10 protein-coding genes are annotated in these 9,865 nt (G+C 53.4%); 1 reads left to right on the top strand and 9 read right to left on the bottom strand.

All coding sequences use genetic code 11. From position 1 onward, the window contains the following. Positions 1-73: 73 nt before the first annotated feature. A complete protein-coding gene (locus AB7S84_RS14300) occupies positions 74-505 on the bottom strand; it encodes an MBL fold metallo-hydrolase (protein WP_428155243.1) in 432 nt (143 codons plus the stop codon). 51 nt (positions 506-556) lie between these two features. Continuing rightward, positions 557-967 carry a MarR family winged helix-turn-helix transcriptional regulator gene (locus AB7S84_RS14295; RefSeq protein WP_428155241.1) on the bottom strand — a complete coding sequence of 137 codons (411 nt, stop codon included), beginning with the start codon at positions 965-967 and terminating at the stop codon, positions 557-559. 627 nt (positions 968-1,594) lie between these two features. On the opposite strand from AB7S84_RS14295, the gene AB7S84_RS14290 reads away from it, so the two are divergent. Next, a complete protein-coding gene (locus AB7S84_RS14290) occupies positions 1,595-3,433 on the top strand; it encodes a GNAT family N-acetyltransferase (protein ID WP_428155239.1) in 1,839 nt (612 codons plus the stop codon). Between the two features lie 124 nt (positions 3,434-3,557). On the opposite strand, the gene AB7S84_RS14285 is transcribed toward AB7S84_RS14290, so the two are convergent. From AB7S84_RS14285 to AB7S84_RS14255, 7 genes are all read right to left on the bottom strand, one after another. Further along, positions 3,558-4,526 (bottom strand): MBL fold metallo-hydrolase, encoded by a 969-nt coding sequence (locus tag AB7S84_RS14285; RefSeq protein WP_428155237.1) that lies wholly within the window; start codon positions 4,524-4,526, stop codon positions 3,558-3,560. A gap of 263 nt (positions 4,527-4,789) precedes the next feature. After that, complete coding sequence (locus AB7S84_RS14280) at positions 4,790-4,981, bottom strand: hypothetical protein (RefSeq protein WP_020878249.1); 192 nt, start codon at positions 4,979-4,981, stop codon at positions 4,790-4,792. Between the two features lie 467 nt (positions 4,982-5,448). Beyond that, on the bottom strand, positions 5,449-6,372 hold the full coding sequence (locus AB7S84_RS14275; protein WP_428155235.1) for a GGDEF domain-containing response regulator: 924 nt from the start codon (positions 6,370-6,372) through the stop codon (positions 5,449-5,451). 200 nt (positions 6,373-6,572) lie between these two features. Further along, on the bottom strand, positions 6,573-7,667 hold the full coding sequence (locus AB7S84_RS14270) for an HD-GYP domain-containing protein (RefSeq protein ID WP_020878251.1): 1,095 nt from the start codon (positions 7,665-7,667) through the stop codon (positions 6,573-6,575). Between the two features lie 164 nt (positions 7,668-7,831). Then, a complete protein-coding gene (locus AB7S84_RS14265; RefSeq protein WP_428155232.1) occupies positions 7,832-8,635 on the bottom strand; it encodes a response regulator in 804 nt (267 codons plus the stop codon). A 2-nt stretch (positions 8,636-8,637) separates the two neighbouring features. Beyond that, positions 8,638-9,366 (bottom strand): response regulator, encoded by a 729-nt coding sequence (locus AB7S84_RS14260; RefSeq protein WP_020878253.1) that lies wholly within the window; start codon positions 9,364-9,366, stop codon positions 8,638-8,640. Between the two features lie 47 nt (positions 9,367-9,413). Then, the coding region (locus AB7S84_RS14255; protein WP_428155230.1) for a response regulator at positions 9,414-9,865 on the bottom strand (452 nt) is incomplete at its 5' end.

Below are 9,865 nucleotides of genomic sequence, written 5' to 3'. Positions count from 1 at the left end.
TTTTCGAACCAGGCGGCCAGGCCGCAGGGGCTGTGGCCCGGTGCGGCGATCAGTTCCAGATGTTCGCCGCCTTTCAGCGCGATGCGATCACCGCCGTTGACGACGTGATCCACCGAAATCCGCTCCGAGCAGCCGGCACCCCTCCGAAAGCCCCGGTTTCCGGATACCCCGCGACCTGCCGGTCCTGATCGAAAAAGCCGGCGATCACTTTCGGATTGTCCAGAACCCTGGCGGCCGCAGGTGAAGCCAGGACTTCGGCACCGGGAAAACGGCGCTTCAACTCGGGAATGCCGCAGACGTGATCGAAGTGGGCGTGCATCACCAGCAGCTTGTCCGGCCCATCCCGGCCGGCGTCCGACAACTGCTCTGCGAACCGGGCAGCACTGGCCGTAACGCCGCACTCGATCAGCAGATCCTGATATTCACCGACCAGATAATGTCGAAAATCCTCGTTTCCGAAAACGGTCACATGGTCGGTCAGTTGTATCGGCCAAGACCTGTTCATGGTTGTTCTCCTTTCATCCCGGTCTGTCGCAGGGTGCGTCGCCGATCAGGTTTATTGTTCCAGTCTGACCAGGAAAGACTGCATCAGGCGCCATTCCTTTTCAGAGAAGCGGTCAATGAATTTTTGATTGGTTTCCTCGAAAAGCTTCAACAGCGGTTGTCTCAATTCGTTCCCGCGAGGACCCAGATAGATCCGCAACGAGCGGCGGTCCTTCGGATCCGCTTTCCGTTCGACCCATCCCCCTTTTTCCATGCGATCGAGAAGACCGGTGATCGTCGGCCGGTCCTGGGCGGTTTTCTCGGCAAGCTCGCTGGGGAGCAGCCCTTCATCTTCCATGATCGCGACAATTAAAAAAAACTGACCGTGCGTCAGCCCGTATTCGCCAATTTCATCACGATATGCCTTGGTGACTTTCCGCGCGGCCTTGCCCAATCTGAAACAGATGCAATCCTGAAACGGCATTGAATTGTCCTTCGTATTGGTGTGGACATTGGCTTCTCATTAACACGCTAATAGTTATCATGCAAACTATATTTGCGTTGCCATAATTTCGCGTAGGGGGTTTTGCGCATTTCGTTGATGCGTTTGGTGGCGGCGGATTTGAACGATCGAACAATCGTCGGGAGGGAACCGGGCACCGGGCGACCGAATTGTTCGATCGTAGGGGCACGGCGCGCCGTGCCCCTACCATGGGCATGCGCACCGGCGTCTCCCCTGAGGCATATAGCTCTATATATACCGCTATTCCGTTATTCCGTACACCGTAAAATCGGATGATGCTCGTATCGGCATGCGCATTTCCGAGCCGTTCCCATTTTCGCGTTATGGGGGATCCGCGGCAAAAAGCATCGAGAGGGCTGGATAATTGTTGATTGTAGTGGTAGGCTATAAGCTATAGGCTATAGACTGAAGGGGTGCGTCTGCGATGAACGGGGCGTTTATCCGCTTTCAATCTTCAGTATCTGAAGGCTATGGACTGAAAAGGTATGTCTGTGGCGAATGGAGCATTTGTGCCCCTTCAGTCTTCAGCCTTCAGCCTGACCCCCTGCTCCAAAGAAACCGAACGTTAACCTGTGATCAAAAAAGCATATGAAAACATTTCACGGCAACGAATGGAAAAAGAGACTTGTCGAACCTGATGAAGTGATTAAACGGTTAGCGCCGGGAATGACGATCTTTATCGGAACGGGTGTTTCGGAACCGCTGACGCTCTTCAGGCATCTGAAAGAATCCCATTACGCCAATATCGACCTGGAGGTGTTTCAGCTGGTCAGCCTCGGGCATGCCATCTCCGTGCAGGAAAATCATTCTTCCATATACCGCCTGAAAACATTTTTCTCCGGCTGGGATGCCGATGAGGCCATCACCAAGGGATTGGCAGACTTCATTCCCAGCAGGTATCGTCAGATCCCAGAACTCTTCAGATCGAAACAGATCACTGTCGATGCGGTGTTTATTCAGATCACCCCTCCGAACGAGGCCGGATTTTGCAGTCTGGGGGTATGTGTGGATGTGGGCCGTCTGGCGATGCAGCAGGCATCGTTTGTCGTCGGTGAGATCAATCCATGGATGCCGCGAACGTTCGGTGATACATTTGTCCATATTTCCGATTTCGATCTGTTGGTGGAAGCTCAGGAGCCCCCGATTTATTTTGAGAGATGGAAATTTGATGCCGTATACGATAAAATTGCGGAAAATGTAAGCTCGATGATTGAAGACCAAAGCTGCATCGGCTTTTCAATCGGTCCTCTCTACGAAGCATTGTCAAAGCATCTGGTACATAAAAAGGATCTGGGAATCCACACACCGTTCTTTTTCGACAATATGATGGATCTGGTTAAAAGCGGTGCCGTCACCAATCAATATAAAATCAACTATCAGGGAAAATCCTTGACATCCTATGCCATCGGTACCCCCGAACTCATGGCATGGCTGGACAATAATCCCCTGCTGGAATTTCAATCCGTTGACAAGGTGTTCAACCCTGTTCACATCAGTGCCAATCCGAAATTCACGGCGGTGCTGGCGGCCCGCAAAGTGGATCTATACGGCAGGATCGCCCTCCACACCGGCAGGGGCAATGTCGGATCAGGTCCCGGGGAGGTGGTTGATTTCTTCAACGGCGCATTGCTTTCCGAAGGCGGCGCTGCAATCTTCGCATTGCCGAGCCGCAATCGACAGGGTGAATCCAACATTGTCCTGTCTGCCGTCCAGTACCCCAACCAGTTCAGTTTGTGGGAATCGGTCAGCACCATCGTAACGGAATACGGCATCGCCGATGTCCGCGGCCGGACGGTGCGTGAACGGGCACAGGCACTCATCGATATCGCTCATCCCGATGACCGTCCGAAACTGGTCGAGGACGCCAGAAATCAGAGAATCATTTATTCAGACCAAATTTATATCAAAGAAAGCGCCCACTTATACCCATCTGGAATCAAGACGAAAAAAACTTTCAGCAATGGTCTGGAGGTGTGCTTCAGGGCGATCAAACCTTCCGATGAAGAAAACATGCGACGGCTTTTTTACCGTTTTTCGGATGAATCCGTTTATTACCGGTACTTTTCCCGGATAAAAGCCATGCCGCATGCAACGATGCAGGAATATGTCAATATCGACTACAAAAAGACGCTGTCGATTGTGGCTGAGTTAAAGAACGGAAAACTGATTGCCGAAGCCAGATTTGCAAGTCTTGAAATACACGAAACGCATCCTGAAATTGCCATTGTGGTTGATGAACATTATCAGAATTCAGGTATTGCCACATACATTCTGACGATGCTGATGCAACAGGCTAAAAAGAGAAAACTGAAAGGATTTAAAGGCGATATTCTACCCGATAACAAAAAAATCATCAACGTCCTCAAAAAAATTGACTGGAAACTGAAGGTCAATCTTGCAAAAGACAGTATAATTATCGATTTTTAAGGATTATTCCGACTTGAGGATTTCAGTGATGAAAACCGGCTGAAGGCGGATAAGCACCCCCTTCATCACCGCCGCATTTCTAGAGTCTATCGCCTTCATGACGGGAACCGGATAGAGAAGGTGTTCAAACAGGAGCATATCGTGTGAGGCCGTCGTCAACGATGCGTTGAATCCGTCCGTCGGCCTCCAGATATCTGAGGTGGGATATTGCCTCACCCGTGGCAAACCACTGCTGGGCTACCGGGTATTCCGCCCAGGTGTCGGCTTTGATATCCCATGTCATTCTCGATGCGGTTTCATAGGCGCTCAAAGGGCTTCCGTCAAGAATTTTCGTCACTTCGGACAGTCGCTCTTCATGATGCGCCGTCAGTTCGTCAATGCGGCGTCGATGGTCGCTGAAAAGGCGTCGATGCCCGGGCAAAACCAGATCGACATCCAGCGTGTAAACCTTCTTCAAACTGGCGAGGTAGCTTTTCAAGGGATTGCCCTGGTCCGACCAGCATTGAATATTCGGCGTGATATCAATGAGAATATGATCGCCGGCCACGAGAATTTTTTTGTCGGCCTCGTACAGGCACATGTGCCCGGGGGTGTGTCCCGGCGTTTCAAGGCAGGCAAAGCGATAGTCGCCACAGGTAAGCTCCTGACCGTCATCGAGAATGTTGATGCCCGGCACCCAATCGGTTCCAAATTTACTGCCCGGATGGGCATCCAAGGCTTTTTTCAGGAGATCCATTGGAAAGCCCTGCCTGCCGCCGTAGGCAATCATCGCATCGAACCCTTTCCATGATTCGATGATTTCCGTATCCGGACGATTGAACAAAACCCGGGTGTTTTCAGCGGCCAATTTCGACACCAGGGCGAAATGGTCTGCATGCAGATGGGTGATGAAGATATCCGTCCGGTTCAAATCCGCCCCGATACGGCGCACTCCGTCCTGCATGGCCGTGAGGCACGCCTCATGGTTCAGGCCGGTATCGATCAGCAGATTTCTTTCCGGTGAGCGGACAAGATAGGCATTCAGGTATTTCAAGGGAGTTTCGGGCAGGGGTATCTGAAGACGGAACAGATTCGACGCTATTTCTTCAACCATTTGTTTTCCAATCATCATTTCAATTTTCACGTTCAGGACCCGGAGATTCTTTCTGCAAATCTTTTTTACAAGGTCCTCCGCCTGTGGGATATATCCTCCTGGATGTCCGGCTCGTGCCTGAGACTGAAGAGGAGCAAGCGCCCGTTCCTCACAGACGCATGCCGCCGCCCTTCAGCCTTTGACCAGATCCCGGCGCCGGTGTCAATGGGATTGTGTCCGCATCCCGAGCCTTTCCCCCATCCGGGCGGCGGCGGCATGCGGTCCTAAACATCCCCCCGCCGCCCGTCGTCGCACGGATCGTCCGGGTCATAAAGGCGGTAGTGTTCGGCCCATTCCGGCGCCTTTTCACAGACGTCGCCCATGGGTTCCGACGCCGGCGTCTCCGTATCCTCAGGGACCCTGTTTTTCTGCTTCGCGTCATTGTCCTTTTGTGTGTCCGTTTGTGAAGATTTCATTGGCCTTCTCCCAATTGATGAGGTTAAATTTCAACTTTCGACTTTCATGATGGTGGCCGGATAGCGGCTCTTGAACAAAACCGCGCGGGGCGCGGGCCGTATCCTCCCGGCACCGGGCTGTGAAAGTCAAAAGTTGAGGTTAAAAAACATTCCGCCCGCCGACTCCGGTACTCGAGGCCGTCGGCGTGATCCCGGACATCGATCTCCGGGAGCGGTCTCTTCCCGACGAAAACCGACGATTCGTTGACGACCTTAATGTAATTCATGATTTTGGGGATCTCAAGGAAGGGCGGGAATCAAGGCAAAAGGCTTTTGAGAGGCTGAAGGCTGAAGACTGAAGGCTGAAGGGGCAAAAACGCCCCAATCACAACAGACACACGCCGTCGGCTTATAGCCCTTTAGAAGCTGAAGGCTATAATTGCCCCGTCCATCGCTGACGCACCCCTTCAGTCTTCAGTCTTCAGCCTTCAGCCTTCAGTCTTGTTTCTCCCGGGGGTGACGCAGACAAGGTTGCGCCCCTCTCGCTTGGCCCGGTAGAGGGCGTCGTCAACCCGTTTGATGAGGTGGTCCGAGGTGTCTTCGGCGTCTCCGGTATAAACGGCCGCTCCGAAGCTGGCGGTGATGCAGATCGCATCGTATCCTTCCGGCGGATCGATGAGGGGGGAGTCGGTATTCTCCGTGCTTTTCCGCATCCGCTGGGCAGCGGATTCGGCTTCAGCGAGGTCGGTTCCCGGGAGGCCGATCAGGAATTCCTCTCCGCCGTACCGTCCGATGAAGTCGTAAGGCCTGACGGCGGCCGACAACCGTTTTGTGAACGCCTGGAGTACGGCGTCGCCGATCTGGTGGCCGTGGGTATCGTTGATCTCCTTGAAATGATCGATATCGCACAGGACAAGGGAAAAAGGGGTCATCTCTCGGCGGGACCGGGCCATTTCGACATGCATCTTTTCCATGAACGCCCGCCGATTCAGAACACCCGTCAAGGCGTCGGTGTTGGCGAGCTTCAATATGCGACGCTCCAGGTTGATGATCCGCTCCCCGATCCGGGTTCGGTATTTCAGCTCCTGCCGATTGAAGGGCTTGGTGAGAAAGTCGTCCGCACCGGCCTCGAGCCCCTTGATCTCGTCGGCTTTCGCCTCCTTCGCCGTCAATAGAATTACGTAGGTGTACCCGTTGATCGTCATCTTTCGGATTTTACGGCAAAGGGTCAGCCCATCCATTCTGGGCATTACCCAGTCCGAAATCACCAGGCTCGGGGCCTCCGGAGATTGAAGGATCTCCAACGCCTCCCGACCGTCGGACGCGGTGACGACATCATAGCCCCAGTCCAGGAGATTTGCCTCCAGGACGCGCTTCGATATCGGCTCATCCTCGACAATCAGAATTTTCATCAGCCATGCCCCCTAAGGCAGCGTTCATGTCGGCTTTATGTTCATTATTTCGATTCCGCCTCAACGATAGATCGGCTATTTCCATGAAAAACTTTCCTTGTCAACAGCGAATTCGAATCGTATGGATTGTTCGTGGAAAAAGCCCGCGCCGTTGGAGTAAAAGCCGTCCCTGCCCCGACCGCGGCGGTCTCGGCGCCGCTTCAGCGGTGCTGCTTCACTGCTGCGGCATTACACGGCATCGACATGGCTTCTTCGTTCCGGTACCTGGCTTTGATGTCGAGGATTTCATTGCGTATGTCAAAGAAAGCGTCCACGACATCGGGATCAAAATGGCCGCCTCGCCCCTCCTCGATGATTTCAAATGATTTTTCAGTTGGAAAGGGATCTTTATAGGGCCTTTTCGAGGTCAGTGCATCAAAAACGTCCACCACCGCTACGATACGCCCCTCCATGGGAATCTCATCCTTTTCAAGACCGTTGGGATATCCGCTGCCGTCCCATTTCTCATGATGGCTCAGTGCGATTTTTTCCCCCATTTTCAGAAAGTCGTTGTCCGCTCCCTGCAGAATCTTTCCACCGATGACGGTATGCTGTTTCATGATGTCCCATTCCTCGGCATCCAATTTCCCGGGTTTAAGAAGAATCCGGTCCGGTATGCCGATCTTTCCGATATCGTGCATAGGCGCCGCATACCGCAAATTTTCCACGAAATCACGGCTCAATCCCAACCTGGCGCCTACCGCCGCCGCGAAATCGCTTACCCGCTTGATGTGGAAGCAGGTGTTCTCATCCTTGTATTCAGCCGCTTTTGAGAGCCGAAAGATCGTATCGAGGGATGCGTTAGTCAGTTTGTCCAGGGTCGACTGCAGCGCTGTCGTTCTTTCCTTGACGATGTCCTCCAGACGGTCCTGGTGAAGCTTGAGCGCCAGGTGATTGTGAACGCGGGCCTTTACGAGATCACGGCTGAAGGGTTTGGTGATGAAGTCCACCGCGCCGAGTCGAAGTCCTTTGGCCTCGCACTCCGCGTTGTTCAGTCCCGTCAGGAAAATCACGGGGATGTACCGGGTTTCTTCCTGTGACTTCAGTCGCCGACACACCTCATAGCCGTCCATTCCCGTCATCATGATATCCAGAAGAATCAAGTCCGGCGGCGCTTTCTCCACGGACTTGAGCGCACTTTCGCCGTCCATGGCCGCCTGTATACGATATTCCTTGCCGAGGGTCCTCACCAGAATGTCGATGTTGGTTTTGATGTCGTCGACCACCAGTATGGTGCAGTTTGATAGATTTTGCATGTCTTTAGATTAACTCTCCGCAGGATGATCCAGGCGATGAAGGCCAATGGCGATCTTCCGCCGTAATCCTGAACTTCCGTTGAAATTCCGTTTCCGTCGCTCCGGATCTGTTTTTGTTTTGCCGGGTTGTCATTGTCGGCGTTCCTGGAAACCGTCATCGGATATTACGCGTCATGATCCGCTGCGGGATCGGATTTCGAGGGTGTCGCGAGATTGGGATCCGAGGGTTTCGATTCGATGGGTTTGGTTCGCTTCCTCTGGGCAATCGCCTGCCTGACCGCGGTCGCCAGCGTGCTCTTGACGACCGGTTTTGTCAGAAAGCCCTTGATTCCTATTTTTTCGGCCTTTTCCGCGTCTATGAGATTGCTGTAGCCGGTGTTGATGATAATGGGGATGTCCGGACGGATTTTTATGATCTTCCGGGACAACTGGTCACCGGTCATGTTCGGCATGGTCATGTCGGTAATGACGAGATCGAAGGCATCCGGCGTTTCGGCAAAAACTTTCAGTGCTTCGGTGCTGTCGGTTCGGGAGGTGACGCGGTAGCCCAACCGCTCCAGCATGATGCGCATCACGCGAACAACAGCCGTTTCATCGTCGACGATGAGAATCTGTTTCGTGTTCTTTTGAGAGCGCGGCCTATTGTCGGTATTTCCCGCTTCCGGACTTTCGGGATCCCCTGCGGTAAGATGGATGTAAGGCGTCGTGTCCCGGTCCTGGGTGCTGTCCATCCGGATATTTCTTCCGCCGGCGTTGACGATGACGTGAACCACCGATAGTCCAAACCCTGTTCTCCTGGTTTTGCCTTTTGTGGTGAAGTACGGTTCGAAAATTCGGTTCAGAACCGATTTTCCAATGTCGATTCGGGTGTCCGGCGCCGTATCCGGCGGAAACCCCTGGTCGGACCTGGACGGCTTCCACCGATATCCGCATCGTGCGTCCGATGGTGTCTGAGTGTGTCGCATCATCCTCACTTGAGCATCTCCTTGATCTTTGCCGCCAGCACCGGCATCTCCACCGGTTTTTCCACGAAACCCGCAATATTGTGGAAGTAGAGATCCGCTTCGGACTTGAGTCCGTGATAGCCGGAGCAGACGATGACGGGCAGGGACGTGTCAATTTTCCGAATCTCCTCGATCAGTTCGAAACCATGCATTTCCGGCATCTTGATATCGGTGACGATGAGGCTGATCGATTCGGTGGAGAGGATTTCCAATGCCTTTCGGGCGCTGGATGCGGTGTGGATCTTCCAGGGCGACCTGAAGAGCGCATGCTTATACCCGTTCAGCACGTTTTCGTCGTCGTCGACGAAAAGAACCTGTTTGATCCTTTTCAGTGGTGAGTCGATCACCCCCGTCAGGGTCTCGTCAAAAGCGTCGGGGGTGTCGATGAAAAAGACGCCGGGAACCGTCTGCAGAATCCGACGCCTGTGTCCGAGACTCCCCGACGGGGTCATGACGATCACCGGAATGTGGGCGGCCGTTCGATTCAGAAACAACAACACTTCCAGCCATTCCCACCGATGGGTCTGCATGCGGACGAATACGACGTCATATTGAACCAGTTCGTTCGCCTCCATGAGTTTCGACAGGGGTTTAAAGCGGACTTCAAAGGTTGTTTCGGCTGCGTTCCGGTTGAAGCGTCGGACGGCATCCGGAAGGTCCTGAAACGCCAGGTAACCGATCGTCACGGATTTCATGAAAGACTCCTCTTTGGATATAGGGAACGACAGGCGGCCTTGTTCCTTCAACCGATCAATTCCATGATTTTTTCCTTCAGCACCTTGATATCGAAAGGTTTGCTCAGGAAAGCGGATACATGATAAAAATACATGTCCGACTCCGCCTTCAAGCCCTTGTATGCGGAGCAGACGATGACGGGAATCCAGCGATCGATTTTCCGGATCTCTTCGATCAGCTTGAGGCCGTGAATACCGGGCATTTTGATGTCGGTAACCACGAGATCAACGGCTTTGCCGGATAACACCTCCAACGCGGACGCCGCATCGGCAGCCGTGAAAATCCGCCAGGGGGTTTTCGCGAAGGCATGACTGTAGAGCTGCAGAAAAAGATCGTCGTCATCGACGAAAAGCACCTGCTTGCGGAGTTTTCGACTGGATGCGACGACCCTGCCAAGAATGCCGCCGAGTGCATCGGGACTGTCCATGAGAATGACGGCAGGCACCGTCCGCATCACCG

Origin of the sequence: Desulfococcus sp. (genome assembly GCF_050178255.1) — a bacterium.
GTDB classification, from domain to species: domain Bacteria; phylum Desulfobacterota; class Desulfobacteria; order Desulfobacterales; family Desulfococcaceae; genus Desulfococcus; species Desulfococcus multivorans.
The sequence above is the reverse complement of the archived record's forward strand: the minus strand, read 5'-3'. Positions and strand labels throughout refer to the sequence as shown.

Coding starts and splice junctions, on each gene's coding strand:
- AB7S84_RS14300 (WP_428155243.1), bottom strand. CDS start 505: ATGAACAGGTCTTGGCCGATACAACTGACCGACCATGTGACCGTTTTC.
- AB7S84_RS14295 (WP_428155241.1), bottom strand. CDS start 967: ATGCCGTTTCAGGATTGCATCTGTTTCAGATTGGGCAAGGCCGCGCGG.
- AB7S84_RS14290 (WP_428155239.1), top strand. CDS start 1,595: ATGAAAACATTTCACGGCAACGAATGGAAAAAGAGACTTGTCGAACCT.
- AB7S84_RS14285 (WP_428155237.1), bottom strand. CDS start 4,526: ATGGTTGAAGAAATAGCGTCGAATCTGTTCCGTCTTCAGATACCCCTG.
- AB7S84_RS14280 (WP_020878249.1), bottom strand. CDS start 4,981: ATGAAATCTTCACAAACGGACACACAAAAGGACAATGACGCGAAGCAG.
- AB7S84_RS14275 (WP_428155235.1), bottom strand. CDS start 6,372: ATGAAAATTCTGATTGTCGAGGATGAGCCGATATCGAAGCGCGTCCTG.
- AB7S84_RS14270 (WP_020878251.1), bottom strand. CDS start 7,667: ATGCAAAATCTATCAAACTGCACCATACTGGTGGTCGACGACATCAAA.
- AB7S84_RS14265 (WP_428155232.1), bottom strand. CDS start 8,635: ATGATGCGACACACTCAGACACCATCGGACGCACGATGCGGATATCGG.
- AB7S84_RS14260 (WP_020878253.1), bottom strand. CDS start 9,366: ATGAAATCCGTGACGATCGGTTACCTGGCGTTTCAGGACCTTCCGGAT.